A 26,144-nucleotide genomic window follows, 5' to 3' on the forward strand; every position below is an offset into this window, starting at 1 on the left:
GAGTGCCTGGGATAGGTCAGAGCTCGAAGCCCTGTCGAACGGCTTGCGTGACCAGTTCGACATGGTCGTCGAGCAGCCATTGGCCCTTTTCGGAAGCGGCGCGCTCGGCGCGCGCGAGCACGCCCGATGCCGGAATGAAGCCCGAAGGCTGCGGATAGCGGTCATAGGCAGGCACGCGCGCCGGCCCATCGCTCGGCACCTTGCCCATGTCGACGAGGTCCGGGCGCAGCAGTAGCATGAAGGAGGTCTCGAGCAGGGAGGCGTGCTCGAGCTCGGTGCCGGGAAACCCCTCCGGAAAAAGCCGGTCGAGCGTCTCGCGGCGCACGAAGTCCCAGTACTCCAGCCGCAATATCTGCATGTCGGTGATGCCGTCGCGGCGCAATTCGCGCAAGGCGAGGTCGATCCCTTCGATGGCCGGCCACATGTTCTCGAAGTGACCGCAGGCCACGACCACGCGTCGTACGCCATCATGGCCGAGACCGCGGATCACGTCGCGCACGACCAAGGAAAGCGTGTGTGCGTCGAGGCTGATGGTGCCGGGAAACGACTCGCCGCCGCCCGAGCGCGGTTGCGACTTGTAGCCATAGGGCACGGCGGGCGCGACCACACCGCCGATGTTGCGCGCCACCCGCTCGCACACGGAGGTCGGCAGGATGACGTCGACGCCGAGCGCCATATGCGGGCCGTGCTGCTCGGTTGCGCCGAGCGGCAGGAAAACCGTCGCGCCCTGGCGGACTTTCTCGGCGAATTCCGGCCAGCTGAGTTCGGCCATCAATGCGCTGTCGTTCACTTGGGTCTCCTTCCCTGTGCGCTCAGATCGCCGTGGACCGCCACGGCCGGCGCTTGAAGCGATCAATTCCCGAGCGCTCGGCCAATGAATTCGCCGCGGCCTGCGCGCGCTCGCGGACGGCCTTCTCGTCCACGCTGGTCACCACGCCCTTCCGCACCACGAATGCGCCGTCGACCATGACGTCGCTGACCTCATGTCCGAGGGCCGAGTAGACGATGGCCGACACCGGATTGTGGATCGGCGTCATGAAGGCGTTCTCGTAGTCGATGACGATCAGGTCGGCCTTCTTGCCGACCTCGACCGAGCCGATCTCCCTATCCAGTCCGACCGCTCGCGCGCCATCGATGGTCGCCATCTCCAGCACCTTCTCCGCGGTGATGACGGTGGCGTCGCGAGTCAGGCCCTTGGGCACCAGCGCGGCGAATTTCAGCGCCTGGAACAGGCTGTGATTATTGCTGCTGGCTGGGCCGTCGGAAGCAAGGCCGACCGTGATGCCGGCCATGAGCATCTCCGGGATCGCGGGGTAGCCGGACGCGAGATAGAGGTTGCTGCAGGGATTGTGCGAGACCTTCACGTCGTGATGACGCAGGACGCGCAAATCGTGCTTGTTGCACTGCACGCAGTGCACGGCCAGCACATCGGGGCCGAGGAAGCCGATCTCGCTGAGCAGTTCGGCATCGGTGCAAGAATATTGCGAGAACGCACGCTGAATCTCGAAGTCGGTCTCTGCCAGATGCGTGGTGACAAGTGCTCCCTCTTCGCTGGCAACCTGGCGAACGCGTCGGAAGCCCTCGGCTTCCACCGTCCAGATCATGCAGGGCGCCAGCCCGACCTGCACCCGCGCATCGGGTGTGTTGTGCGTGCGGATCAGGCTGCGGGCATGGGCCGTCGCTGCCGCCGAATCCTCGATGAGATGTTCGGGAACGCCGAATTCCTGGCCGGCGCTCAGGAACCCGCGGCAGACGAAGCCCCGTATCCCGGTTTCGTGGAACGCCTTCACCACATTCTCGGTCATGCCGGGCCGCGAATTGATGTACTGGAAATCGACCAGCGTCGTGACGCCCGAGCGCAACGATTCCACGCAGCCGTGCAGCGCCGCGATGTAGCTGTCGTCGCTGGTGAGTTCGCATGCCGCGGGCAGCGTCATGCAGGTGAACCATTTCTTCAGGACCATGTCATCGCCGAGACCCTTGAGCAGGGTCTGGAACAGATGGGTGTGCGTGTTGACCATGCCGGGCATGACGATCCTGCCACGGCAGTCGATGGTTTCTGCATCAGGGTGCGCCTCGCACAGCTGCCGGCGGGTACCGATCGCGGCGATACGCTGGCCTTCGATGTAGATGCTGGCGCTGTCAAGCACCTCGCGACGATCATTCATGGTGATCAACCATGCGTCGGCGAGGATCACCCCCATTTCTTCTTTCTCCCGAAACGCCTTTTCGCGTGGTGCAATGGGTAAATCTTAGCGCCAAACGGAGCGCACTTAATGAGGAATTCGCTGAACTAAGTTTCGTATATTCCCGATGTACACCGCGCGGACTTGCTGTGACCGTTGGGCAAGGTGATCCGGCGGGCGGAAGCACCGCGATGAAGATTCGGATATGCGCGCCGTCACCGTCGAGCAGCCTGGAAATCTGGACGCCCTGGCCGTCGTCGAACTCGCCGATCCGCAGCCACGCTCCGGCGAGGTGCTGGTCGCGGTCGATTATGCGGCATGCAACTGGGGCGACATCCAGAAGCGCCAGGGGATCTATCCGGATCCGATGACCTATCCGCTGGTGCTTGGCGGCGAAGGTGCCGGCACCGTGATTGCCGTCGGCACCGGCGTCGAGACCCTCGCCATCGGGCAGCCGGTGGCATTCATCAGCGGGAGGGACATGCTGCGGGCCTTCGCCGACGAGGTCGCTATCCCGGCGGAATTGGTCGTGCCGTTGCCACCCGGTTTCGACCGGGCCAAGGCAGCGGCGCTACCGGTCGCGGCGCTGACGGCCTATCACCTGCTCCACACGGCGCATCATCTGCGTGCAGGCGACCGGATTCTGGTCCACGCCATCAGTGGCGGCGTCGGGCTCGCCTTGACTCAACTGGTCCGGGATGCCGGCGCGATCGTGCTCGGCACGGTCGGCACGGGGGACAAGGCGGCGCAGGCCCTCGCGCTGGGCGCCGAGCGGGTCATCGCTCGCGACGTCGAGGATTTCGTCGAGGTGATCATGCGGATGACCGATGGAGCGGGCATCGACCTCGTCATCGACTCCCTGGGGGCCGATATACTGGAGCGCAGCTTCGACGTGCTGCGCCCGTTCGGCCGGCTCATCAATATCGGCGAAGCCGCGGGGGACCCCGAATTCGACGTGCGCAAAGCGCTTTACAGGCGCTCGACCTCGATGGCCGGCTTCGAACTCATGCATGCTGTACCCGGTTCGCCGCGATGGAATGCCGGTGTGCGCCATGTGATGCAGGCGCTGGAGGCGGGAACGCTGGAGATGCCGATCGCTGCCGAGTTCCCGCTGGAGGAGATCCGCGATGCACAGGCTCTGCTGGAGAGCCGCAGGACCATCGGCAAGGTCCTGATCCGCGTGCGCGGCGAGCGATAGGCAGGCCTCATGTCCGACCTCACCATTGAACCCGGCGCCTTGCGGCTGGCCGATCTGCGCGCATTCGCCGACGACGGACATGTGCAGCTCTCGGTTGCCGCGCGCCAGCGCATTGCCGCATCGAACCGGCAATTGCACCGGCTCATCGGCGAGGGCGCCACAATCTATGGCGTCAACACCGGCTTTGGACCGCTCTCGGGCCAGCGGATCGATGACGGCGCGCTCGGCGAATTGCAGCGGCGTGTCGTGCTCTCCAACGCCGCAGGCACCGGCGCCCCACTGGCCATCGGCATCGTGCGCCGTGCCATGGCGTTGAAGCTCGCGACATTCGCCATCGGTGCTTCCGGAATCAGCGAGGCACTGGCAGACGCGCTGGTGTTTTTCCTCAATGCGGGGATCACGCCCGTCGTTCCCGAGAAGGGATCGGTGGGCGCCTCCGGGGATCTGGCGCCGTTGGCGCACATCGCTGCCGCCCTGATCGGGGAGGGCGACGTATTCCATCGCGGTGTCCGCAAGCCCGCGGCGGCCGCGGTGCAGGCGGAAGGCGCGGAACCCCTTGCGCTCCAGCCGAAGGAGGGGCTGGCGTTGGTGAACGGGACCCAGGTCTCGACGGCCCTGGCCGTCGAGGGTCTGTTCGGTCTTGAGGATCTCTTCCGGACGATGCTGCCGATCGCGGCACTGTCGGTCGAAGCCGGCAGCGGCACTGCCGCGGCGTTCGACCCGCGCATTCATGCGCTGCGGAACCAGGACGGCCAGGTCCACGTCGCCGCGCGGCTGCGCGACTTGCTGGCATCCAGCGCGTTGCAGGCGGACCGTCCGGTCAAGCGCGTGCAGGACCCGTATTGCCTTCGCTGCCTGCCCCAGGTGATGGGGGCTGTCCATGACCAGATGACCAGCGCCGCCGGCACACTGGCGCGCGAGATAAACGGCGTTTCCGACAATCCCTTGATCGATCCGGCAAGCGGAGACGTGCTTTATGGCGGCAATTTCCATGCACAGCCGATCGGCCTCGCCGCCGACGGGCTGGCGCTGGCCTACGCCGAGATGGGCTCGATGTCGGAGCGGCGCACCGCCTTCCTGGTCGATCCGGCGATGAGCGGCCTGCCGGCCTTCCTGGTCGCGCAGGGCGGATTGAATTCCGGCTTCATGGTCGCCCAGGTCACCGCAGCCGCGCTGGCGAGCGAGAACAAATTCCTGGCTTCGCCGGCGAGCATCGACAGCATTCCCACGGCCGCGAACCTTGAGGATTATGTGAGCATGGCGACGCACGCGGCGCGCCGGCTCGGCGACATGGCGGCGAACCTGCGGGCCATCCTCGCAATCGAGTTGCTGGCTGCGGCGCAGGGACTGGACCTGCGCCGGCCGGCGCGTTCGAGCCCCGCGATCGAGGACGTTCACGCGCATCTGCGTACCGGCGTCGCCGCATGGACGGTCGATCGCTTCTTCGCGCCCGATCTCGACATGGCCGTCCAGATGGTTCGCACAGGACTGCCGCACGCAGAGTTCGCTCTGCCTTCCTCGCCATAGGGGCTGCGAGGTCGATAGCGGGCACGCCCCGCACGGCTGGTGCGTTGACCGGTTCAATTGTTTAGCGCAGATAAAGCGATCGGAGTTCGCTTCCGGATCCTGTCAAGTATGGCGCTGCGCAGATCGCAATTCTCGCTCGATGGACTCGACGTCAACCTGTTGCGTCTGTTCTGCATGATCGTCGAGTGCAACGGCTTCTCTGCGGCGCAGGCGCAGGCCAACATCAGTGCGGCTTCGATCAGCAGCAAGATGGCGACACTGGAAGCCCGGCTTGGTCTCAGGCTGTGCCAGCGCGGGCGAGCGGGCTTCAAGCTCACCCGCGAGGGTGAGATGGTCTATGAGGCCGCGGCCTCGATCTTCTACGCGCACCATTCCTTCGTGCGCGACGTAAATCAGCTCCGCAAGAAGCTCACTGGCCGCATCAATGTCGGGGCGGTCGATTCGACGGTGACGAATCCGAACATGCCATTGTCGGCGGCCATCGGCCGGTTCCACGACAAGCACGGCGACGTCTATATCTCGCTACATGTCCAGGAGCCCGCGCAGCTCGAAAGAGCTATCCTCGAAGGCGGCATGCATCTCGGCATCGCACCTTTCTACCAGCATGTGCCCGGCCTTGTTTACACGCCGCTGTTCGAGGAGCGGCATCAGCTTTATTGCGCCAAGGGCCATCCGCTGTTCGAGAAAGCGCCGGATGACGTGGAGTTGTCATCCTTGCTCGACAGCAAGTATGTGCTGCGCAGCCACGTGCCGAGCAAGATCGAACTGCCGACCGACCGGGCCGTCGACTCGGCATCGGTCAGCGATATGGAGGCCATGGCGCACCTCATTCTCTCCGGCAGGTTCATCGGATTCCTGCCGGTTCACTATGCGCGGATCTGGACCGAGGCTGGGCGCCTTCGGCCCCTGCTGCCGGCACAGCTGACCCATATTTCGCGCTTCGAGGTGGCGACCAAGCGCGAGCGCAAGCAGGAACGCCTGATCAGGGCGTTTCTCGAGGAGCTGCTTTCGCAGCCCGCGGCCGGGCAGCCCGCGCCGGCCCGCGTGGACGCGGCGATCCCGGTGGCTAGATAGCGCTGTAGAATCAACTGATTATAGAATATCTCGACGCTGGCGCGGGCCGTCACTGGCGACCGGCGTGCGATGGCATTGCCGCTACGCGACCGCCGCGCACTTACCTCGGCCATACACGAAACAAAGTTCATTTAATTTAGATCGAACAGGGGAATTAGCTGATCGAGGATACCGGGAAGCGCATGTCTTCAAGACAATGTGGAGACGCTGCCTAATACGTGCGCGCACAAAGCAAAAATCACCAGATGGGATCGATCATGAATATAAGCAGAAGGTCCTTCGTCGCACTCTGCGGAACCAGCGCCACTCTTGTCGCTCTCCGTCCCGCCTGGGCACAGCAGACGCCGCTCAAGGTCGCGATCGTCATGCCCGGAAACATCACCGACAAATCCTGGAACCAGGCCGGGTATGAGAGCATCCAGGCCGTCAAGGAAAAGCTCGGCGTCGACATCGCCTATAGCGAGAAGGTGGTGCAGGCAGACCAGGCCGAGGCCATGGCGGACTATGCGCGCCGCGGCTTCCAGCTTGTCATCGGCCATGGCGGCGAGTTCCAGGATGCCGCCAAGCGTGTGGCGCCGCGCTATCCCAAGTCCATCTTCATGGTGAACAATGGCCAGCAGGGCGGTGGAAACCTCGCCTCGGCGGATTTCAACTACAAGCAGCCCGGCTATTTGATGGGCTACATCGCCGGCAAGATGTCAAAGACCGGAAAGGCCGGCTGGATCGGCGGCCAGAAGATCAAGTTCTCGCTCGATCTCAACTCCAGCTACGAAGAGGGCTTCAAGGCCGCCGGCGGCAAGGAGGTCTTCACGGCCTACACCAATGACTGGGACGACATCGCCAAGGGCAAGGAGGCGGCGCTCAACCAGATCGCCCAGGGCGCCGACGTCATCTTTCCGACCATGGACAACGCGGTGATCGGAAGCCTGCAGGCCTGCAAGGAAAAGGGCGTGTATGGCTTCGGCCTTTATTACGATGCGATCAGCGACTGGCCGGAGACAATCTTGCAATCGGCCATCTTCGACATCAAGGGCGCGATGCTCGACTATGTCGGCTACGCCAAGGAAGGCAAGCTGGAAGGCAAGAACTATAATTTCAACCTCAGCCAGCCCGAAGCTTGCCGCATCGGCTCGTTCAATCCGGCGATACCGGAAGCCGTGAAGACGGAAGTCGCCGGCCTCGTCGACAAGATGAAATCGGGCGCGCTCAAGCCTTGAGCCACATCGCGACGGGAAAGCCGCCTGGCGGCTTTCCCGTATCGGCGGCATCTATCGGGCGAGGCGAATGGATCATATCCTCATTGATGGGATCTCGAAGTCGTTTGGCGGCTTCAGGGCCCTCGACAACGTGCGCATCGGGATCGCCAAGGGCGCGATCCACGCCATTCTCGGCGAGAACGGAGCGGGCAAGACGACGCTGATGAATATCCTCTACGGGCTCTATCAGCCCGACGAGGGTGAGATCGTGCTCGACGGCAGGCCGTTGAAGATGGCCTCCCCGCAGGATGCGATCGCCAATGGCATCGGCATGATCCATCAGCATTTCATGCTGGTGGACTCGCTCACCGTCACCGAGAACATCGTGCTCGGGTTCGAGCGTGGCCTGAAGCCGGTGAACTTCGACGTCCATGATCGCAACATCCGCGAGCTGAGCCGCAAGCTCGGCTTCGAGATCGATCCCTCCGCCGAGATCTGGACGCTGCCGATGGGCATGCGCCAGCGCGTGGAGATACTCAAGGCACTGTATCGCAAGGCCGAGGTGCTGATTCTGGACGAGCCGACCAGCGTGCTGGCGCCCACCGAAATCGATTCCTTTCTCGACAGCCTGCGCGCCCTTCGCGCCGCCAACCACACCATCCTGTTCATCACCCACAAGCTCGACGAGGTGATGCAGGTGGCCGACCGCGTGACCGTCATGCGCCATGGCAAGGTGACGGACGAACTCGACGCCAGGGACACCAATCCGCGCGAGATGGCAAGGCGCATGGTCGGACGCGACATCGTGATGAACCTGAAGCGCACGAAGTCGACGCCCGGCGAGACGGTGATGCAGGCGAACGATCTCGTTGCCGACAACGACCAGGGCGTGGGCGCTCTCGACCGCGTGACGTTCGGCCTGCGCGCCGGCGAGGTGCTCGGCGTCACCGGCGTCGACGGCAACGGCCAGCGCGAGCTCGGCGAGGTCATCGCCGGGCTGCGGCCGCTGAGCCACGGTGCCATTACGGTGAATGGCCGGGACATCGGCCCGCTGGACGTGAGGGCACGCAAGGACGAAGTTGGGATCGGCTTCATACCCGAGGATCGCCAGCACACCGGGCTCGTGCTCGACTATCCCGTGGCGACTAATTTCGTGCTGCGCGAATACGACAAGCCGCCGGTATCGCACCACGGCATCCTCGACTTCAAATATGTCGCGCGCAACGCGGCCGATCTCGTCCGGCGTTACGACGTGCGCCTGCGCTCGCCGCAGCAGCCGGCGCGCTTCCTGTCGGGAGGCAACCAGCAAAAGGTCATCCTCGCCCGAGAGATCGAGGCTGGCCCCCGCATATTGGTGATCATGCAGGCCTGCAAGGGTCTCGATGTCGGCGCCATAGAGTTCGTCCAGAACATGATCTTCGACCTCAAGAAGACCGGCGTCGCCGTGCTTTATATCTCCACCGAACTCGAGCACGTGCTCGACGTGTCGGACCGCATCGCCGTGATGTGCCGGGGCGCGATCACCGGCATTCTGGCGCCGGAGGAAGCGAGCCCCGAACGCCTCGGCGAACTCATGGCCGGCGTGAGGAGTGCGGCGTGATGGCGGAGGTCATGCGTGTCATCTTCGCGATGCGGACCATCTGGGCCGTCATCATCGCCCTCCTGGTCGGCTCCGTGCTGATCCTCTCCGCCGGCGCCAGCCCGATCGCAGCGTATCGCTCGTTGTTCGGCGAAGCGTTCTTCGACTATTTCGGCTTCGGTGCCACGCTGGTGAAGTTCTCGCCCATCGTGCTGGCCGGGCTCGCGGTCGCCATCCCCTTGCGCGGCGGCCTGTTCAATGTGGGCGCGGAGGGCCAGATCTATCTCGGCGCGCTGTTCTGCACGATCGCCGCGCTCTATTTGCCGGAGATGTACTGGCCGGTGCACCTCAGCGTCTGCATCCTGGCCGGCGCGCTGGGCGGAGCCCTCTGGGCCGCGATCGCAGGCGTGCTCAAGGCCTATCGCGGAATCAACGAGGTCATCGTCACGCTGCTGCTGAACTACGTGGCGATGAACCTCGTCAGCTATGCCGCCAGCGGCCCGATGATGGAGGAGGGGGCTCCCTATCCCTATTCGCGGGAGATCCCGCCCTCGCTGTTCCTGCCCTACATCATGCCGCCGACCGATGCCCATGCCGGCGCGATCTTTGGCGTCCTGCTCGCCATCGTCCTCGCCTTCGGGCTGAAATACACCACCTTCGGGTTTTCCGTCGTCACCGCCGGCTACAATGCGCAGGCCGCCCGGTATGCCGGCATCAATGTCCGGCGGCAGATCGTCGTGACCATGATGATCGGCGGTGCGCTGGCGGGCCTTGCCGGTGCGTTCGAAGTGCTGGGCGTGAAGTACCGCCTGTTCCAGAATTTCAGCCCTGGCTATGGCTTCGACGGCATCGTGGTGGCGTTCATGGCTGCGGCAAGCCCGATACTCGTGGTGGTGTGCGCACTGTTCTTCGCCGGCCTGCGCTCGGGCGCCCAGTTCATGCAGCGTGCCGTCGGCGTCGACAGCACGGTCATCGACGCCATCCAGGGCCTGATCGTCATATTCGTCGCCGCCAGCCTGTCGATCCGCTTCAGCGATTCACGCTGGGGGCAGATGCTGGCGCGCCGGCGCTCCATGGACGCCGTGCTTGCTTCGCGGGAGAAGCAGAATGCTTGATTGGCTGGACATCGCTTCTTCCACCGACCTGCTGCGCACGAGCTTGCGGCTCACCGTGCCGATCGCCTTTGCTGCCATCGGCGGGGTGATCGCCGAGCGCGGCGGCATCTATAATGTCGGGCTCGAAGGCATGATGCTGTTCGGCGCCTTCGGCGGCGCGCTCGGCGTGTTCCTGACCGGCAATCCTGTGGCGGGTGCGCTGGTCGGCGTGGCCTGCGGCGCCGCGGCCGGTGGCGTTCTTGCGGTGCTGGCGATCCGATTGAACGTCAACCAGATCGTCTGCGGCATCGCCATCAATCTCGTGGCGATCGGTCTGACCGCCTTCCTCGCCCGCCTCATCTTCGGCATGGACGCGACCACCAAGACGCTGCAGGGATTCAAGCCCTTCGCCATCCCCGGCCTGTCCTCGATCCCGCTCATCGGCGAGTCGTTCTTCGACCAGGACGCACTCGTCTATCTGCTCTACATCATCATACCGGTGAGCTACTGGATTCTCTACCGTACGGCCTGGGGACTGAACATACGCGCCACCGGCCAGAACCCGGCGGCGGCGGATTCGGCGGGCGTGCCGGTCTACCGGGTGCGTTTCTGCTGCGTACTGGCCAGTGGCGGCCTTGCCGGCCTGGGCGGCGCCTACATCGTGCTGTCGCAGGTCTTCGTCTTCACCGAGCACATGAGCGCCGGCAAGGGATTCATCGCGCTCGCCGCGGTGATCCTCGGACGCTGGGACCCAATCGGCGCCGTGCTCGCCGCCCTGTTCTTCGGATTCTGCGACGCCCTGCAACTGCGGCTGCAATTCGCCAACCCGACCATTCCCTATCAGATCTTCATCGCGCTTCCCTATGTCGCGTCGGTGCTGGCCTTGGTCGGCCTCTACGGCCGGGTAAGGCCGCCTGCCGCTGTCGGGTTGCCATATAGCCGCGAGACCAAGGTCTGACCGCACTCCCGCCTTTCGACCGATGGCCGGCCGATGCCCGTTAAATCGCCGGCCATGCACGCGACAGCGCCGCCGCGGCGCTCACCGTCAATAGGAGACCCCCGAAATGACCCGCAGCGACCCGCCTGGTGACAATGTCGGCCACGGCTACGAGGCCGGACGGTTGAACTTGCCCTTCGTTGGCATCTGCACCTTTGCCAAGGCGCCCTATGTCGCCGACTGGAACGACATCGGCGCCGATGTCGCCGTGCTCGGCGCGCCCTATGATTTCGGTACGCAATGGCGTGCCGGTGCGCGTGGCGGCCCGCGCGCGATACGCGAGGCCTCGACGCTCTTCTCGTTTGGCCATGGCGGCGCCTACGATCACGAGGACGACGTCACCTACCTGCCTTCAAGCCTGCGCATCGTCGATCTCGGCGACGCTGATATCGTGCATACCGACACGATGAAAAGTCATGCCAACATCGAGTATGGCGTGAGGAAATGCCTCGAAGCCGGCGCCCTGCCGGTGGTGCTCGGCGGCGACCATTCAATCAATATCCCCTGCATCAACGCCTTCGAGGGGCATGGCGACATCCATCTCGTACAGATCGACGCCCATCTCGATTTCGTCGACGAGCGCCACGGCGTGCGTTACGGCCACGGCAACCCGATGCGCCGTGCCGCCGAGAAGTCCTATGTCACGGGTCTCTCGCAGATCGGCATCCGCAACGTTTCCTCCACCGCGAAGGAGGGCTATGACGCGGCGCGCAGCATGGGCTCGGACATCCTCTCCGTGCGCCAGGCGCGCAAGCTCGGTGTAGAGGGCCTCCTCGCGCGCATTCCCGCCGGCAAGCGCTATTACCTGACGATCGACATTGACGGTTTCGATCCGTCGATCGCTCCCGGTACCGGCACGCCGTCCCATGGCGGCTTCCTCTATTACGAGGTGCTGGAACTGCTCGCCGGCCTCGCCAAGCGCGGCGAAGTGGTGGGCGTGGACCTGGTGGAAGTCGCGCCGGAATATGACCACACCGGAACCACCGCGATCCTAGCGGCGCAAATCTTGATGAACCTGATCGGGCGCATATTCCACGAGCGGAGCAAATAGGATTACGCGGTGCCGATCGCACTCAGCTCCTTGATGGCGAAGCGGGCGGACAGTTCGCGGGACAGCACCGGATCGTGCAGCGCGATCCGAAGATCGCCCGAATCTATCTGGACATCCGGCAGGAACGGGATCGTACCCGAGAACAGCATGTCGATCTCGCGCTTGCCAAAATCCTGCTTGACGGAGTCGAGCAGCACGGCAGGCTGAAGCAGTTGCTCCAGCCTGCCGTGCTGGAGCAACCTGTCATTGCTACTCAGGGAAAGCGTCAGCGCGTCCCAATGTCCCGACACTTCGTCGAGCGGCCACGCCATGCCGGCGACTAGCTTCTGGCAGAGGTTCTTCGACTTCGACACTAGAGAGCGCTTTTCGAGATCCAGGTCGAACTGGTCGTTTCCCACGGTGACGAACCACTGTCCTCGATGGGCGAACAGCACAAACTCCACCTCAGGTCGGCTGTCGGACCCGACGGCCTCAACTTGCGCCTCCTGTGTCAGCAGGCAGGACATGGCGGGATAAAATATCGGCAGCCGCGACGGCACTGTCACCCCGAGAAGCTCCATTTCCTCGACGTGGCGAGACACATCGGCTTGGGACCGGCCGGTGAAGCTTCCAAGCAGCAGCGTCCGGACGAGCGGAGAAATCCGCTCGCCGCCCGGTAACAAGAATTCAAGGCGTGCCATGTCGGTCTCGCAATCGGGCAGGGTCAGGGACGTGGCAGGACGCGTCCGATCGGCTCCTCATATTGCGGGATGAGATCAACCATCGGGAGATAGCGTCCGGCGTCGGTCTCGCCTCGCACATACGCCGCAATCTCTTCCATCGGCGCGAACCACACGTCGCCTTGCGCCACCACCTTTTCCAGAAACTCGGCAAATACGTGCCAGCGGGCCAGGCGGCCCGTGACGAACGGATGGAGCACCGGCACCCACAGAGCACCGTACGCATAGGCAGCTTCGAATTCGCGCAGGTAGAGATCGAAGCCATTGCGGGCGCTGCGGATGGGCATCATGTAGTTCAGGTCCATGGACTGGACATACTGCGGCCAGTCGTCTAGCCCCCAATGGCTCGGCAGCTCGATGAGTTCGCCGCCGTTCTTCCGGCTGCGGATGATATAGGGGATGTCGGCGCCCATCAGCGAGGCGTCATATTTGAAGTCGCGCTCGAGCAGCAGGTCGAGTGAGTTATCCGAGAAATTGTAGAGTGGAGCGCGCCAACCACGCGGCGCTTTGCCGGTGGCGCGTTTAATCACTTCGATACCAACATCGAGCCAATGGGCTTCGTCGGCGCGAGTCTGCTCCAACGGGTTTTCGTGGATATAGCTATGGTGGGCGATCTCGTGTCCGCCGCGCAAAACCGTATCCACCGCGTCGGGATACTGCTCGATGCACCAGGCAGGAATGAAGAACGTCTGCTTGATACCAAGACGCTCGTAGCTCTCTACGATCCGCGGAACCGCGATGAGCGGGCCGTAGCGTAGCATGGATATGGCTGCCACGCGCCTGTTGCCGTCATGGGGGTAATCCACGTGGATCAGGCTGTCAGCATCCATGTCGAAGGTCAGGCAGGCCGCGCATTTGGCGCCATTCGGCCACTTGATCGCATTGGAAATCATGTTCACTACCATCTATCGGGACTTGCTGCAGAATTCGCGGCTGTTCACTTATGGAAGGATCACGCTGACTTCGTCGGTCAACACGACCTCCTCATAATCCTGAATGAATTCCACCCCTGGTGCGGCCCGGTCGACGACAAGGAAGTCGCCCGCATCAAGCGTGATCAACGGATGATGCCACGTCGCTCGACGATAGTTGACGCCCTGCCGGCCGTTACTGATGAAAGCTCGCAGATTGGTCACCTGCGGATCCTTGCTTGCTTCGGCCACGACGGCGATGAACCGCATGTGGCCGAGTGGCACGAACGCCTGGCTTGAAATCGGGTGCCGCTCCATAAGCCGGAGCGGATCGTGAAAGGTTGGTCGAGCGACACGGAATAGGCTCAGAAGCGTCCGGCCCCGCTCCGCCGCACAATCCGCGATCGCGAGCTGATGGATGCGCATGGCGTCGCCTCCGTTGGTCGGAAAGCGAGTCGGGCCGGTGTCATCGATGACGTCGCCAAAGGGGGCGAAAGCATCCCTTGCCAAGGATTCGGCGCGGATTTTTCTCCGGCCGGCATGCATTTCCGACTTACGCGACGCCGGACGTTCGCTGTCAGTATTCATTATCGCGCAACCACTCGATATAGCTCGTGAGGCCGTCCTCGAGCGCAAATGTGGCCGCATAGCCAAATTCCCGCTTCGCTGCGGACTGGTCCCAGGGGCCTTGGCGATCGAGATGGCAATAGCCGGGCCCGATGTCGATTTGTGCGTCCGGGATCAGCTTGCGGAGCAGGACCGCTGTCTCGGCCAATGTCCAGCAGCGGTCGCCGAAGACGTTGAAGACATAACCGTTGGGCTTGTCGGCCTTTGCCGCGAGAATCGCCGCCTTGGCGACGTCCTCGACATGGATGAAATGGAACAGGTGGTCAGCACCACTTTCCATCCGATAGGGCTTTCCGCGCAATACCGTTTTGACGATATCGCGTAGTATTTGCGGCATGCGATTTCCTGGGCCGTACACTTCGGTGAAGCGCAAGGCGAGCGTCTGCAATCCGTAAAGCTCATTGTATACCCTGCCGAAATGCTCGACGGCTACCTTGGTTACGCCATAGGGCGTGGTAGGTTTTGCTGGAGAGGTCTCGTAGATCGGCCCGGCATGGTTTCCGTAGACTGTTTCGGACGAAAAATTTACCAGTCGAGTGATCCCCGCGAGCCGCATTGCTTCCATCAGACTTACGGTGCCGTCGATGTTTGCGGCGACGGTGGTGATCGGGAGGTCGATCGACAGGTCCGGGTGGGACATCGCAGCGGTATGGATGATGCGATCGACGCCGTATGTCTGAATGGTCCGGACCAGACGGGGGATATCGTACAATTCGCCTTGCACAGGGGTGATCAGGTCGGTCGCCAGCTCTGAATAGTCGCGATTGTAGTTGACGACGCGGACGCCCTGTTTTGCGAGTTGGCGTACGATGGCGCGGCCGCTATAGCCCATGCCGCCAGTGACGAGCGTGGCTGTCATTCTTTGGTTCTCCCTGTGTTTTCTGCCTTGGCGCGCGCACCCGCAGGTTTCGTCGGCGCGCGCGTCTGCAAGGCGCGCGATATTCTCGCTGCATGGTCCATGACCAGCGCGCCCAGCCGTTCCGGCGTCGGGCTAAGGATGCGCGTCGTCGGCCCCGGCACGCTGATGGCGGCGATGGCCACGGCGTTCGGTCCGAGAATTGGCGCGGCGATGCAACTCACCCCCTCTTCAACCTCCTCGCGTTCGATCGCGAAGCCGCGGTCGCGGGTACTTTTCAGGTCGGCGCGAAAGGTGTCCGGATCGATGATGGTCCGCCTGGTGTAGCGCCTCGCACGGCGCTCGTCGAAGATCAGCCGCAGCGCATCGTCGGATTTCTGGAAGGCAAGTATGGCCTTGGCGGACGCCGAGGTGTTCGCCGGAAATGTGCTGCCGACGCGAATTGACATGCGCAGTACACGTGTGCCTTCCGCCTGGTCGATATAGACCGACGTGCGGCCATCGAGTGCGACGAGATTAGCAGTCTCCCCGCTCTGCTCGGCGATCTCCTCGAGATGCGGCCGGGCGAGGACACGCAGGTGCGCCGTGCGAAGTTGTACCGAGCCAGCGACGCTGATAATGCGGTGGCCCAGCACATAGGAATTGCGGTCCTTGCCTCGCAGCACATAGTCGCCCTCGACGAAGGTGGCGAGCAGGCGATGTACGGTGCTCGGCGACAAGCCGGTACGCGAGACGATGTCGGCAAGGCTTGCGCCGTCGACGTCGAATTCCGTCAGCGCCTCCAGTATCGCAAGGCCGCGTGTGAGTGACTGCACCTCGCCGGACATGTGCGCCTCCTTCGGCCGCGGGCCGGGCATGTTCCGCAAGGCTGGCAAACCTGTACGTGTCGAACATCCGCGGCCGGTTGAATCTGGTGCACGATGATATCGCTTAGATAGTCCCCGCTCGCGGGCCCCTAGATGGCGGTTCCACCATTCGGACTGAGGATCTGCCCCACCATGTAGCTGCCGCCTGGACCGGCGAGAAACTCGATCGCGGCGGCGATCTCGTCCGGTTGGCCGAAGCGGCGCAGCGGAATCTGTTCGCGGGTCTCGTCGTTGAACTCGATGGTGTCGAATTTCAGCATGTCCGTCTCGATCGGGCCGGGAGCAACCGAATTGACCAGTACACCGAGTGGCGCGACCTCCTTCGCCAGGGCCTTGGTCATGGCGATGACGCCGCCCTTTGAAGCGCAATAGGCGGCGTAGGTTGGAAAGCCGATCAGGCCGAGCTCGGAGGAGACGTTGATGATTCGTCCCGCTCGCCGCGCCACCATTCCCGGAAGCACCGCATGCAGGCAATTCCAAGTGCCGGTAAGATTGATTGATATGATGCGTATCCAATCCTCCATCGTGGTCTCGATGGTGGGCTTCGACAGCAGTACGCCGGCATTGTTGACCAGCACATCGACCCGCCCATGCCGGCCCTCGGCGGTGGCGACAAGAGTCGTAACCTCGCTGGGGTCGGAGACGTCTCCGGCAAGGAAGATCACGTCGCCGCCGTACTCGCGTGCCGTGGTCTCCAACGCGAGTGCCTCGTCGCTGAATTTAACGTCGTTGAGGACGAGCAGATCACCGGCGAGCGCGAACCGTCTGGCCGCTGCGAGACCAATTCCGCGCCCGGCGCCGGTGAGGACGATAACTCTCTGCATCATGATTCATCCAGTGACTAAAAAGACGGGCTGCCTGCCATCCCTGGCGCGATCTACGCGGATGACGCCATTGGGGTGGCAGGCGAGCGACATCGTCGAACTTCACGCGCCACGGGTGGGGCGGGTCGACCACGCCTTGGAGAGTGCGAACAGCATCAGGGCGACAGCCGCGAGGACCAACTCACCGACGATGAATTGTGTCTCCTGCTGCGCCAGCGCGAAGCCCGTGAACAAGGTCACGATCAATGCCGGCAGCGGCCAGAGGGGCATACGGAATGGTCGCGGGCTGGTCTTGTCCTTGATACGGCTCCACAAGGCCGCAAGACCGATGCAGAAATAGACCGCCGTGATCATTGTGCCCGAGAAGATGATCAGCCAATCGAGCTGATTCACGAACAGCAGCGGGACCGCCGGGATGACCAAGGCGATCACGCCCCAAGCCGGGACGCCATGATTGTTGAGGGAGCCTACGCGCGCATTGACCGCCGCCGGCCAAAGCCGGTCGCGGCCGGTGGCGAACACGCCGCGTGCGAAATACATGATCAAGGACAAGGCACCATTAAACAGCGCGATGATGACACCGATGTCGACGATCGCCTTCGCATAGGGTCCAAGCGCCTTTTCGACGGAATAGACCACGGGCGTGGCGCTCGACAGGAATTCCTTGAGGTCCGGCGCCGCGACCACCGCGGCAGTGAACGGCACGGTGATTAGGATGCTGGCGAGGAGCGCGGCGATGACCACGGCCTTGCCGATGGTCCGCGCCCCGTCATGCATCTCCTCGGAGAAGCCGAGCGCGGCATCGTAGCCATTGATGATGTTGAACGCTGGCGCTAGCGCAGTGATGGCGACTGCGAAAGTCACCGGGATCAGCGCGCCGTCGACAAGATGGACTGGCGCCATCGTGACTTCGACTAGATTCTGGTTCCAGTTGAGAAGCGCCGCGATGGTGATCAAGCCGAGTACGGCGACTTCGACGACAACCATAGCCGCCGTGGTCCAGGCTCCAACCTCGACACGGGTTAGCGCGATGAGGCCCGCGCCGCCGAGGGCGACCAGGGCGATTACCTCATTGCCGATGGGAAGCTGCGGGAAGAGGTCCTTGACGAAGATAGCGATGCCGAGCGTCAGGCTCGCCGGTATGAATACGCCCTGCAGCACGTAGTTCAGCAGGGTGATCCAGGCGATCGGCGCCGGCAGCGTTTCCCTGACGATCGAATACATACCGCCAGCCGAGGGGTTTCGCGATGAGAGCTCGCCAAGGCACAGCGCGATAAGAACAACAATGCCGCTCAAGAGCAGACAGGCACCGATGGTGAAGGTCCCACTAAGAGAGACGACGCCGGCGGTAAGCAAAAGCACCGCCATGGTGGGTGAAACGTCTGCCATGGCGAGGCCGACGACGTGCCACACACCCAATGACTTGCGGAATCTATGCTGTTGCGGATCCGCAATTAGTTCCGCAGCGCCTTGGAGCGCGCCGCCGCCTTCGAACGGGCCATCTGCGCTAGTCGACATCCTATCCTCCCTGGAAAGTTCATCCGAGGGTCAGACCACCCCACCTCCTTTTCAAGATTTGGATTCCGCATTGTGGAATGCGCCGTGATTTTTCCGTGACGCGGCGCGGCATGTCGTTGGTCATGCTGCCGTCTCGTCGCAGTGCGAGAGCCGCACCGCTTCAGCTAGCTGGACCGTGAGGCCTGCTCGTTGAAACCTTCGTGCTGTTCCAATACGCACGCGAGCGAGATCCATGATGGCGCCCGCGATAGGCCACGGGATCTCGACACCACCAACGCCAGGGCGTCCGCGGCTGACAACCGAGGGCTATCTTGGGCAGAGGCGGAGGGTTGGCCAATCGCAAGGTCACAAGGCCAAAGCGGGTAGTGAGCTGGCTAAAAACCGTATTTCAATCAAGCCTTTCCATACTTCGGTGTCGATATCGGAAATATGCGCCACAGCGCTATGCGCATTGGCAATCTGGAACCTCAAAGTTTCCAAGTGTTTGCAGCCACGTAACGACAAAAAGCGCTGGTAAAGCGAACGACAGCGAGCGTTTTGGTTGCGTAATCGCTCTTTGTCGCTCTCCAGCGCTCTTTGTCGATCTTTGCCGGGATAAGGTGGGATTTGGCGGGATCGAGCTTCACCACAGATCAAGTTGCGCTCGGGAGATCGGGCGATTGCAGCCTTAGTCCGAGTATCGCCCCCGCCATCAGCGCCGCAGCCACGCCGCCGACGCAGGGAATCCACCCAAAGCTGTCGAAGATCCAGCCGAGCAGGGCGCTTCCGCTCAGTCCGCCGAGAAAATAGCTTGCCAGATAGATGCCGCTGGCGGCTCCGCGATCCGAGGTGGCAGTCCGGCCGACAAAGCCGGTGGCGACCGCTTGCGCCAGAAAGGTGCCGACGGCGACCAAACCAAGGCCCAGCACGAGCACGGGCAAGCTGGGTGCCAGCAGCATCGGCAGCCCCAGGCCAGCGATTGCGAGCCCGATCCACAGCGCGCCGCGGGCGCCGAACCGCACTGCGAGTCGCCCGGCGAGCGGCGTGGTGACGATGGACGGCAGGAACACGAGATAGACGAAGCCGACCGCCATCATGCCGACGCCGATTGGTGGCCTCACCAGCACGAAATTCACGAAGGTGAAGGTGCCGATGAAGGCGAACAGAATGCAGAATCCGATGGCGAAGGCGGCACGCAGTGCCGGATCGGCGAGATGCGCGGCAAAGGCTTCGCGGAAGGACGGCCGGGGCGTCGGCGTCGCGGTTGGGGCGTTCGGCCGAAGGGCGATGCAGGCGAGCCCCGCACCGAGCAGATTGAGGCCGGCGAAGACGACGAAGTTGGTGGCGAGGCCGAAATGGTCGGAAATGCCGGCGGCCATCAGCCGGCCGAACAAGTTCGAGGCGACATTGCCAGTGATGTAGGCGGCAAACACCTTCGACGCGTCTCGTTCCCGGAAGGTTTCTCCCAGATAGGCAAGGGTCAAGGTGAAAGCCGAGGCCATGAGCAGGCCCTGCAGGATGCGCAGCAGCGCGAAGACCGCAAGGTTCGGCGCCACGGCGAGTAGCAGGGTCGGCACGCCGAGTGTGCGAGGCTCGCTACCACTCCAAGGCGTCGGTCGATGCGGCGGCTCAGCAAGGCGACGAGGAGGCTTGCAACCACCATTCCGAGCGTACTTGCATTGACCGCGAGGCCCATGGCGGCCGGCGTCACCCCATAGGCATGGGTGAGCGGCGGCAGGATCGCCTGTGTCGCGAACAGATCGACCAGGGTCAGGAAGGCAATCAGGGCAACCACTGCCGCACCGCGCAGCGATCCCGTGGCGGGACTGGCGGCGCCATCGGTAATGCTTTGTTCGGGGTGGGCAGCGGATGGCGCGGTCATGGTCATCAATCGGCTCCAGAAGAGTGGGCGCCCTCGGCACTGGCCGGGGCGCCCGGTTCGCGGATAAGCCCGAGCGCCGATCACATATTGTGGTCGCTCTCGTCGTGGAGGACGTCCGCGGAGAGAAGGATGGCCGTCTCGCGCCCGGTGTTCTTCCACCAGTGCGACGTCGCATGGGTCTCGGCGGTCGACTCGCCAGCCTTGTGCATGATCGGCACCGCGCAATTGCTGGCATATTCGGTCACGTCGCCCTGGACGACGTAGATGATGGCCGGGCGGTCGCCGTGGCTGTGCCAGGGAACGACGCCGTTCGGCTGGATCACCAGCTTGCGCAGGCGCAGCTTGCGGTCCTGGATCGCCGCGGGCTCCTTGGCGAGGTCGATCGAGGACAACACGGTGTCGGTCACGCCCTTGGCAGCGTGGTCGACCGGCTTGATCGCGTCGGTGACCTGCTTGCCCGTAGGGCATTGGCCGGCGTCGGCGATGCTGGGAACCAGGAAAGCGCCGAGTAGCGCCACGATAGCGAGACCCGAGCGGGCGAAATCCGAGTGTCTCTGGGCCAGCGAGAGTGTCTTCGTCATTGATCCTTCTCCTTTGGATGACCAAGTCCGGGTGTCGGCCTCGGCTATGGGGAGCAGGATCGGGCCTGCGCGCAGCGTTCTGAAATATCGGCTGGCTCTTGGTTCGATAGCGTTCGACTATCCTGATCGTTCGGGTACCGGCGAACGCGACAGGGCCCGCCGCGACCTTGGGTCGGAGGCGAGCCCTGGAGGCGTGAAGCGAGATCTATTTCGACGCGACGCTGGAGGTGACCGAGCCGATCACCGAAGCGGCCATTTCGAACTGCGCTTGCCGGTCGCGGATGGCGTAGCGATCGGCGATCCAGGCGAAGTCGGAATAGGCAAGCCAGACCGATCCGTCTTCGTCCTGGCGCACCAAGAGCCGCACCGGCCAGTCGAGCCCGGCATCCGGGTTCGAGGTCAGGAACTGCGCGCCGAGCGGCGGGTTGCCGAAGATCAGCAATCGGGAAGGTTGCAAGCCGATGCCAGCCGCGGCGGCAAGGCCGGACTGGTCGATCTCGGCGAGGAAGGGAATCCCCTTGGTCGCCACGTCCTGCTTCACACGCGCCACCGTCTCTTCGATGGAGTAGGCGCTCTTGACCTTCACCACGCCATTTCCGTCGCCGGCGGATGCCGCGCCGGCCGCGAGGGTGAAGACGAACGCGAGCGCCGTGAAGATCTTTCCTGCCCTGAGCAACATGAAACCCTCCATTTGACTTCAGACCGGGCTTCATGCCCAGCCAACGTCATGAAGAATGCGAGGTGAGCCGCCGGCGTTGAAATGCCGGTTGGCTCCGAAGTCCATAGCGGCGGGCTTGGGTGCTCAGCACTTCCGCCAGGCGGCGCGATAGAAGCCTGCCTCGGGAAATCTCGATGGCTGCGAATGCGGCTTCGGCTCCTGCCGCGACGCGGCCAGCGCACCGGCGACCGCCGCGATCCCGATCTTCCGGTAGTGGCTTTGCAATTCGTCGACAGGGCCGTGGTCCGCAATGCGTGCGGTCTGGGGCGGATCGTCGAGCACGAGAGTGTTCAAGAGGGCCAACATGGTCGTTTCTCCGATGTTTTCCGGGCACTGACGCCGGTTGCTGCAAGAGCAGGATCGGACTTCCCCGTCTCCGGTTGAAATGCCGGATGCCTCCTGAGTTGATAGAGCTGTGCTATGGCGGTGGGCGTAGAAAAGGGGCCGGCCGGCCCCTTTTCTACGTTTCTTCGGCAGTTGGCATGCGATCCGGCTTCAGGTCGACGACACGCCCAACCGCCGCAGTTCGTGCAGATGGAAGCCCTCCAGCGGATCGAACGGCTTCTCCCAGGGCGTCTCGTCGAGGACGCCCATGGTGTCCTCATAGCCGGCCTTCCAGCGGCTGCTTATGCCGGAATGGCTGAAATCAATGTCCTTGGTGTGGTCCTCATGGTCGAGGCGCGGCGCGAGCAGCCGGACCACGTGCATCTGGGTCAGGCAGCCATATGCCGCGAGTTCGCGGGCGGCATCGGCTCCCCGCTCTTCCTCCGGCAGCTTGGCGGCAAGCTCGGCTATGATGTGGCGCAGTCGGTGGATCTGCTTCTGCCGCATGATGTGGCTGAGCGCGCGGCTCGAATACTGGATCTCCTTCTGGCGGTGCATGACCTGCCAGATGCTCTCCGGCTCGTCGCCCTGCGGGTTCCAGATGTGAACTGCGAAGATCAGCGAGCTGCGGCGCGGATTGTCGTCGAATACCGCTTCAACCGGCGTATTCGAGAGGATGCCGCCGTCCCAATAGAGCTCGCCGTCGATCCGGATCGCCGGGAAGGCCGGGGGCAGGGCGCCGGACGCCATGATGTGCCGCGCCGTCAGTTCGCTGTCGCGGCTGTCGAAATAGCGCATCTCGCTGGTGTGCAGGTTCGCTGCCCCGACTGTCAGCCGCGGCGCGCATTTCGAGAGCCGCGAGAAATCGACCAGCTCACCGAGGGTTTGTTCCAGTGGCTTGGTCGAATAATAGCTGGCGGCGTCCGCCGAGAGCGGCACGTGCAGGCCGAGGAAGGCGAGGGGGTTGGGTTTGAAGAAGCCGGCAATGCCGTTGGTCAGGGTGCTCCAGTTCGGCAGGGTTCGGCCAAACCAGGGAACCCCGGCGGCGACGTCGAACAAGGGAGTATGGGCGATCCGGTCCCAGAACTCCTTGAGCCGTGGCAACCGCTCGGCCGGCTCGTTTCCAGCGATCAGGCTGGCATTGATGGCTCCGATCGAGGTGCCGATGACCCAGTCCGGCTCGATGCCAGCCTCGTGCATCGCCTGATAGACGCCGGCCTGATAGGCGCCCAGCGCGCCGCCGCCTTGCAGTACGAGCACCACCTGACCGGCGTCCGGCCGGCCCTTGCGGCGGCTCGCAGGAGCAAGGACGTCCGGGATTCTCGCGGATGTGCGGTGGAGGCTTTTATCATTGGCATTCATGTCGCGCTCCTGTGCCCTGGCTCTAATGAGCGGTCCAGCCGCCGTCTGCGGGCAGCGCCGCTCCGGTGATGGAGGCGGCGCCTTCGCCGGCAAGGAACACCGCGATCGCGCCCATCTGCTCGACCGTGGCAAACCGCTTGTTCGGCTGCTGCGCCAGCAGCACCTCGCGCACCACGCGCTCGCGCGGCAGATTGTGGGCCGCCGCCTGGCCCTCGATCTGCGCCTCGACCAGAGGCGTGTAGACGTAGCCTGGGCAGATCGCGTTGCAGGTGACGCCATCTTCGGCAGCCTCGAGCGCGGTGACCTTGGTCAGCCCGACAATGGCGTGCTTGGCTGCGACGTAGGCTGATTTAAAGGGCGATGCGACGAGGCCGTGCGCGGAGGCGACATTGATGATGCGCCCCCAGCCATTCTCCCGCATCGACTTCAGCGCCAGTCGGGTGGTGTGGAAGGCCGAGGACAGATTGATTGCCAGGATGAGATCCCATTTTTCGACCGGGAAGCTCTCCAGCGGCGCCACATGCTGGATGCCCGCGTTGTTTACGAGAATGTCGATCCGCCCGAATGTCTCCCGCGTCATCCCGATCATCTGCTCGATCGACGAGGGGCTCGACATGTCGGCCGCCGAATAGAGGACTTGGGCGCCGTATTGTTCCTCGATGCCCGCGCGCAGTCGCTCCATCTCGTCGGCCGGCCCCAGCCCGTTCAGCACGAGGCGGGTGCCGGCTTGCGCGAAGGCATGGGCGATACCGAGCCCGATGCCACTGGTCGAGCCGGTTATGAGGGCGACCTTGCCGTGCAGCGAGCCGGCCGGCGCGTAGGCGCTTTCCGTGGGGGTCATGCGCATGGCGCGCTTCTCCTGGGCTTGGGTGGGTTCGTGGGCCCACTGTCCCGCCTCGGCTCGCGCGGCGGAAATGCTGCCTGCCTCCGGATTCGATAGAGGGCCGCTATTGGCTGTCACCGTGCGGCTCGTGCATCATCCGGCTTTGACGACTGCCGGCGACGGCACGAGGTGTGACGTGACATCGACCAGAACCTTGGCCGAAGCTCTGGCCGAGATCATCGCCATGAATGCGCCGCTGGGCGAGCGGCTAGCCGCCTATGCCAAGGCACTGCGGGAGGTCGAATCTCCCTTCGCTGAAGAATATGATCGCCTCGTCGAACGGGTTCGCCGCGGCCTGGTCGGTGCCGACGCGCCCGAGCCCGGCGACGTGATGCCGCCTTTCCTGCTTCTGGATTCGTCCGGGCGCATGGTCGGCCTTGACGAATTGCTGGCAGAAGGCCCGCTCGTCGTCAGCTTCAACCGTGGCCATTGGTGCCCGTTCTGCAAGATCGAGCTCACTGCGCTTGCCGCCGCCCGCCGCGACTTCGACGAACTGGGTGCCCGGACGATCTCCATCATGCCCGAGCGGCAGCCCTTCACCGGTCCGCTTCAGGCCAGCCTGGGCGATAGGGTGCTCATCCTGACGGACATGGACAATGAGTATGCGCTGTCGCTCGGCCTCGTCATCTGGGTGGGCGACGCCATTCGTGACCTGATGATTGGCTGGGGCCCTCGGCTGGACGAGTTCCAGGGCAATGACACCTGGTTCCTGCCGCTGCCCGCGACCTTCGTTGTCGGCCGCGACGGCCACGTGCGGGCGCGCTATGTGGATGCTGACTTCCGCACGCGCATGGAAATCGCGGACATCGTACGGGCGCTGCGCTCGGAATAGCGACTTCAGTTCACCTCTGCCGACCAGTCCCGCGCTCGAAGCAGCTTGAGCAGCGCGGCCGCCGGAGCCGATCTCTCGCGCCCCGAGACGCCGTAGAGCGATATGGTGCGCTGGATTTCGAAGCCGTCGACATGAAGCCAGCGAAGGCCCTCGGTCCCGGAGGCCGTGCTTTTCGGCAGGATGCCGACGCCGAGGCCGGACCGGACCAACTGAAGCAGATCCTGTTCGCTCACCACCTCATAGCGGTCGGTCCAGGACACCTGACCCTCCAGCAGATGTTCGTCCACCAGCCCGGCCATTTCGCAATAGGGACGGTACAGCAGGCGCTTGCGCGCCAGCTCGCGCAGGCTGGCAGGCTCATCCGGCAGCGCCGAGTCGTCTGCGGCGCTGACCACGATCTCCATCGCCTCGGAGAACAGCGGCCAGCTGTCGAGCCGCTCCCAGCTTTCGCCAAGCGGCCCGGCCACAGCGAGCGCGGCGTCGCCCTTCTTGAGATGCTCCGCGATCTCCGCGGCGGTGCCGCGCAGGAAGCGCAGCTCAAGCTGCGGAAACAGTCGCAGCAGCTCGGTCAGGGCAGGGATCAGCAGCGCCATGCTCACCGTATGTGATAGCGCAAGCGTCAGCGACACCAGCGAGCCGCTGCGGATGGAGGTTGCCAGCTTCTTCGCCGCCATCGCGCTTTCATAGCACTGGCCGAGCAACGGCAGCATGCGTTTGCCGAACTCGGTGAGGTGCGTGAGGTTGCGTTCACGCCGAAACAGGTCGCCGCCGAGTTCGGCTTCCAGGAGCTTGATAGCCCGGGTGAGCGAGGGCTGCGCGACGTGGCAGTCTTCCGCCGCCCGCGTGAAGTTCAGCGTGCGCGACACCGCCAGGAAGTATCGGATCTGGTGCATTTCCATCGGGAACCCTCCCGGAGCCATCCGATGTCAAATCCGGCGGGCCGTCACTATAGCCGATCACTATGGAATTGGCAGCGTACCGGTATTTCCGCCCGCTCGCGCAATCCCGCATCGTCCTGGCTGTGAACCATGACCCCCTCGGGACATTCCCGGGCAACCACGGACAGAGCCATGACCACGAAACTCACCACCTCCCTTGCCCTCGCCGGCGTGCTCGCCGGCGCGGTTACGCTGCTCGCGCAGCCTGCCAAGGCCGATGACGCTTCCAAGGAGAAGTGCTTCGGCGTGTCGCTTGCTGGCAAGAACGACTGCGCCGCCGGGCCCGGCACGAGCTGCGCCGGCACCAACAAGGTCGACTATAACGGGGTGTCCTGGAAGCTGGTGCCCAAGGGTACTTGCCTGACCATGGCCACCCCCTTTGGACCGGGCTCCCTGACCGCCATCAAGCGGCCGAGCTGATC

General features: G+C 63.8%; 25 protein-coding genes and 1 pseudogene. 10 read left to right on the top strand and 16 right to left on the bottom strand.

Translation table 11 applies throughout. From position 1 onward, the window contains the following. Positions 1–16: 16 nt before the first annotated feature. The gene (locus G3545_RS00840) at positions 17–790 is read right to left on the bottom strand and encodes a creatininase (RefSeq protein WP_206151368.1); all 774 of its coding nucleotides are present in this window, start codon (positions 788–790) and stop codon (positions 17–19) included. A gap of 22 nt (positions 791–812) precedes the next feature. Then, positions 813–2,204, bottom strand: coding sequence for an amidohydrolase (locus G3545_RS00845; protein ID WP_170009042.1), 1,392 nt, complete (start codon positions 2,202–2,204; stop codon positions 813–815). 187 nt (positions 2,205–2,391) lie between these two features. On the opposite strand from G3545_RS00845, the gene G3545_RS00850 reads away from it, so the two are divergent. The 8 genes from G3545_RS00850 (at position 2,392) to speB (ending at position 11,902) form a co-directional block, all read left to right on the top strand. Next, positions 2,392–3,384, top strand: a complete 993-nt coding sequence (locus G3545_RS00850) for a zinc-binding dehydrogenase (protein ID WP_170009043.1) — start codon at positions 2,392–2,394, stop codon at positions 3,382–3,384. 9 nt (positions 3,385–3,393) lie between these two features. Then, positions 3,394–4,911: a histidine ammonia-lyase gene (gene hutH / locus G3545_RS00855; RefSeq protein ID WP_170009044.1), complete on the top strand. Its 1,518-nt coding sequence runs from the start codon at positions 3,394–3,396 to the stop codon at positions 4,909–4,911. A 330-nt stretch (positions 4,912–5,241) separates the two neighbouring features. Further along, positions 5,242–5,985, top strand: coding sequence for a substrate-binding domain-containing protein (locus G3545_RS00860; RefSeq protein ID WP_246702639.1), 744 nt, complete (start codon positions 5,242–5,244; stop codon positions 5,983–5,985). 257 nt (positions 5,986–6,242) lie between these two features. Next, complete coding sequence (locus G3545_RS00865) at positions 6,243–7,202, top strand: BMP family protein (protein ID WP_170009046.1); 960 nt, start codon at positions 6,243–6,245, stop codon at positions 7,200–7,202. Between the two features lie 67 nt (positions 7,203–7,269). Further along, positions 7,270–8,781 carry an ABC transporter ATP-binding protein gene (locus tag G3545_RS00870; RefSeq protein WP_170009047.1) on the top strand — a complete coding sequence of 504 codons (1,512 nt, stop codon included), beginning with the start codon at positions 7,270–7,272 and terminating at the stop codon, positions 8,779–8,781. Continuing rightward, a complete protein-coding gene (locus G3545_RS00875; protein WP_170009048.1) occupies positions 8,781–9,875 on the top strand; it encodes an ABC transporter permease in 1,095 nt (364 codons plus the stop codon). The genes G3545_RS00870 and G3545_RS00875 overlap by 1 nt, the downstream gene beginning before the upstream one ends. Further along, entirely contained in the window at positions 9,868–10,812 is a 945-nt protein-coding gene (locus tag G3545_RS00880) for an ABC transporter permease (RefSeq protein ID WP_170009049.1), read from the top strand. The genes G3545_RS00875 and G3545_RS00880 overlap by 8 nt, the downstream gene beginning before the upstream one ends. Before the next feature lie 106 nt (positions 10,813–10,918). Then, positions 10,919–11,902 carry an agmatinase gene (gene speB / locus G3545_RS00885; protein WP_170009050.1) on the top strand — a complete coding sequence of 328 codons (984 nt, stop codon included), beginning with the start codon at positions 10,919–10,921 and terminating at the stop codon, positions 11,900–11,902. Positions 11,903–11,904: 2 nt separating this feature from the next. On the opposite strand, the gene G3545_RS00890 is transcribed toward speB, so the two are convergent. From G3545_RS00890 to G3545_RS00950, 13 genes and pseudogenes are all read right to left on the bottom strand, one after another. Next, positions 11,905–12,582 (bottom strand): DUF2848 family protein, encoded by a 678-nt coding sequence (locus G3545_RS00890; protein WP_170009051.1) that lies wholly within the window; start codon positions 12,580–12,582, stop codon positions 11,905–11,907. A 23-nt stretch (positions 12,583–12,605) separates the two neighbouring features. Continuing rightward, positions 12,606–13,514 (bottom strand): polysaccharide deacetylase, encoded by a 909-nt coding sequence (locus tag G3545_RS00895; RefSeq protein WP_170017841.1) that lies wholly within the window; start codon positions 13,512–13,514, stop codon positions 12,606–12,608. 48 nt (positions 13,515–13,562) lie between these two features. Further along, positions 13,563–14,120: an ureidoglycolate lyase gene (locus tag G3545_RS00900; protein ID WP_170009052.1), complete on the bottom strand. Its 558-nt coding sequence runs from the start codon at positions 14,118–14,120 to the stop codon at positions 13,563–13,565. Beyond that, complete coding sequence (locus tag G3545_RS00905) at positions 14,110–15,018, bottom strand: NAD(P)-dependent oxidoreductase (RefSeq protein WP_170009053.1); 909 nt, start codon at positions 15,016–15,018, stop codon at positions 14,110–14,112. The genes G3545_RS00900 and G3545_RS00905 overlap by 11 nt, the downstream gene beginning before the upstream one ends. After that, positions 15,015–15,842 carry an IclR family transcriptional regulator gene (locus G3545_RS00910; RefSeq protein ID WP_170009054.1) on the bottom strand — a complete coding sequence of 276 codons (828 nt, stop codon included), beginning with the start codon at positions 15,840–15,842 and terminating at the stop codon, positions 15,015–15,017. The genes G3545_RS00905 and G3545_RS00910 overlap by 4 nt, the downstream gene beginning before the upstream one ends. 128 nt (positions 15,843–15,970) lie before the next feature. After that, positions 15,971–16,708, bottom strand: a complete 738-nt coding sequence (locus G3545_RS00915; RefSeq protein WP_206151369.1) for a 3-oxoacyl-ACP reductase family protein — start codon at positions 16,706–16,708, stop codon at positions 15,971–15,973. Positions 16,709–16,807: 99 nt separating this feature from the next. Further along, the gene (locus tag G3545_RS00920) at positions 16,808–18,223 is read right to left on the bottom strand and encodes an APC family permease (protein WP_170009055.1); all 1,416 of its coding nucleotides are present in this window, start codon (positions 18,221–18,223) and stop codon (positions 16,808–16,810) included. A gap of 632 nt (positions 18,224–18,855) precedes the next feature. Then, positions 18,856–20,084 (bottom strand): annotated as a pseudogene (locus tag G3545_RS00925) (MFS transporter). Between the two features lie 80 nt (positions 20,085–20,164). After that, positions 20,165–20,665 (bottom strand): cupin domain-containing protein, encoded by a 501-nt coding sequence (locus G3545_RS00930; RefSeq protein ID WP_170009056.1) that lies wholly within the window; start codon positions 20,663–20,665, stop codon positions 20,165–20,167. A gap of 205 nt (positions 20,666–20,870) precedes the next feature. Continuing rightward, the gene (locus G3545_RS00935; RefSeq protein ID WP_246702640.1) at positions 20,871–21,344 is read right to left on the bottom strand and encodes a DUF302 domain-containing protein; all 474 of its coding nucleotides are present in this window, start codon (positions 21,342–21,344) and stop codon (positions 20,871–20,873) included. A 123-nt stretch (positions 21,345–21,467) separates the two neighbouring features. Further along, positions 21,468–21,689, bottom strand: coding sequence for a hypothetical protein (locus G3545_RS00940; RefSeq protein ID WP_170009058.1), 222 nt, complete (start codon positions 21,687–21,689; stop codon positions 21,468–21,470). A gap of 189 nt (positions 21,690–21,878) precedes the next feature. Next, positions 21,879–23,069 (bottom strand): patatin-like phospholipase family protein, encoded by a 1,191-nt coding sequence (locus G3545_RS00945; RefSeq protein WP_170009059.1) that lies wholly within the window; start codon positions 23,067–23,069, stop codon positions 21,879–21,881. 22 nt (positions 23,070–23,091) lie between these two features. Further along, on the bottom strand, positions 23,092–23,916 hold the full coding sequence (locus G3545_RS00950; RefSeq protein WP_170009060.1) for a 3-hydroxybutyrate dehydrogenase: 825 nt from the start codon (positions 23,914–23,916) through the stop codon (positions 23,092–23,094). On the opposite strand from G3545_RS00950, the gene G3545_RS00955 reads away from it, so the two are divergent. Beyond that, positions 23,915–24,784, top strand: coding sequence for a peroxiredoxin-like family protein (locus tag G3545_RS00955; protein ID WP_170009061.1), 870 nt, complete (start codon positions 23,915–23,917; stop codon positions 24,782–24,784). The two genes, G3545_RS00950 and G3545_RS00955, sit on opposite strands and share 2 nt — an antisense overlap. 5 nt (positions 24,785–24,789) lie before the next feature. On the opposite strand, the gene G3545_RS00960 is transcribed toward G3545_RS00955, so the two are convergent. Further along, positions 24,790–25,683 (bottom strand): LysR family transcriptional regulator, encoded by an 894-nt coding sequence (locus G3545_RS00960; protein ID WP_170009062.1) that lies wholly within the window; start codon positions 25,681–25,683, stop codon positions 24,790–24,792. Positions 25,684–25,854: 171 nt separating this feature from the next. Between G3545_RS00960 and G3545_RS00965 the strand changes: the two genes are divergently transcribed. Then, positions 25,855–26,142, top strand: coding sequence for a DUF2282 domain-containing protein (locus tag G3545_RS00965; protein ID WP_170009063.1), 288 nt, complete (start codon positions 25,855–25,857; stop codon positions 26,140–26,142). Positions 26,143–26,144 lie beyond the last annotated feature (2 nt).

The sequence above is a fragment of the Starkeya sp. ORNL1 genome (assembly GCF_012971745.1).
Lineage (GTDB): Bacteria > Pseudomonadota > Alphaproteobacteria > Rhizobiales > Xanthobacteraceae > Ancylobacter.

Bases quoted from the DNA above. Each gene is read 5' to 3' on its own strand.
- G3545_RS00860 (WP_246702639.1), top strand. From the start codon at position 5,242: ATGGTCTATGAGGCCGCGGCCTCGATCTTCTACGCGCACCATTCCTTC.
- G3545_RS00945 (WP_170009059.1), bottom strand. From the start codon at position 23,069: ATGAATGCCAATGATAAAAGCCTCCACCGCACATCCGCGAGAATCCCG.
- G3545_RS00955 (WP_170009061.1), top strand. From the start codon at position 23,915: ATGGCGCGCTTCTCCTGGGCTTGGGTGGGTTCGTGGGCCCACTGTCCC.
- speB (WP_170009050.1), top strand. From the start codon at position 10,919: ATGACCCGCAGCGACCCGCCTGGTGACAATGTCGGCCACGGCTACGAG.
- G3545_RS00900 (WP_170009052.1), bottom strand. From the start codon at position 14,120: ATGAATACTGACAGCGAACGTCCGGCGTCGCGTAAGTCGGAAATGCAT.
- G3545_RS00890 (WP_170009051.1), bottom strand. From the start codon at position 12,582: ATGGCACGCCTTGAATTCTTGTTACCGGGCGGCGAGCGGATTTCTCCG.
- G3545_RS00960 (WP_170009062.1), bottom strand. From the start codon at position 25,683: ATGGAAATGCACCAGATCCGATACTTCCTGGCGGTGTCGCGCACGCTG.
- G3545_RS00920 (WP_170009055.1), bottom strand. From the start codon at position 18,223: ATGTCGACTAGCGCAGATGGCCCGTTCGAAGGCGGCGGCGCGCTCCAA.
- G3545_RS00965 (WP_170009063.1), top strand. From the start codon at position 25,855: ATGACCACGAAACTCACCACCTCCCTTGCCCTCGCCGGCGTGCTCGCC.
- G3545_RS00895 (WP_170017841.1), bottom strand. From the start codon at position 13,514: ATGATTTCCAATGCGATCAAGTGGCCGAATGGCGCCAAATGCGCGGCC.
- G3545_RS00950 (WP_170009060.1), bottom strand. From the start codon at position 23,916: ATGCGCATGACCCCCACGGAAAGCGCCTACGCGCCGGCCGGCTCGCTG.
- G3545_RS00845 (WP_170009042.1), bottom strand. From the start codon at position 2,204: ATGGGGGTGATCCTCGCCGACGCATGGTTGATCACCATGAATGATCGT.
- G3545_RS00930 (WP_170009056.1), bottom strand. From the start codon at position 20,665: ATGACGAAGACACTCTCGCTGGCCCAGAGACACTCGGATTTCGCCCGC.
- G3545_RS00865 (WP_170009046.1), top strand. From the start codon at position 6,243: ATGAATATAAGCAGAAGGTCCTTCGTCGCACTCTGCGGAACCAGCGCC.
- G3545_RS00915 (WP_206151369.1), bottom strand. From the start codon at position 16,708: ATGATGCAGAGAGTTATCGTCCTCACCGGCGCCGGGCGCGGAATTGGT.
- G3545_RS00935 (WP_246702640.1), bottom strand. From the start codon at position 21,344: ATGTTGCTCAGGGCAGGAAAGATCTTCACGGCGCTCGCGTTCGTCTTC.
- G3545_RS00940 (WP_170009058.1), bottom strand. From the start codon at position 21,689: ATGTTGGCCCTCTTGAACACTCTCGTGCTCGACGATCCGCCCCAGACC.
- G3545_RS00905 (WP_170009053.1), bottom strand. From the start codon at position 15,018: ATGACAGCCACGCTCGTCACTGGCGGCATGGGCTATAGCGGCCGCGCC.
- G3545_RS00880 (WP_170009049.1), top strand. From the start codon at position 9,868: ATGCTTGATTGGCTGGACATCGCTTCTTCCACCGACCTGCTGCGCACG.
- G3545_RS00850 (WP_170009043.1), top strand. From the start codon at position 2,392: ATGCGCGCCGTCACCGTCGAGCAGCCTGGAAATCTGGACGCCCTGGCC.
- G3545_RS00910 (WP_170009054.1), bottom strand. From the start codon at position 15,842: ATGTCCGGCGAGGTGCAGTCACTCACACGCGGCCTTGCGATACTGGAG.
- hutH (WP_170009044.1), top strand. From the start codon at position 3,394: ATGTCCGACCTCACCATTGAACCCGGCGCCTTGCGGCTGGCCGATCTG.
- G3545_RS00875 (WP_170009048.1), top strand. From the start codon at position 8,781: ATGGCGGAGGTCATGCGTGTCATCTTCGCGATGCGGACCATCTGGGCC.
- G3545_RS00870 (WP_170009047.1), top strand. From the start codon at position 7,270: ATGGATCATATCCTCATTGATGGGATCTCGAAGTCGTTTGGCGGCTTC.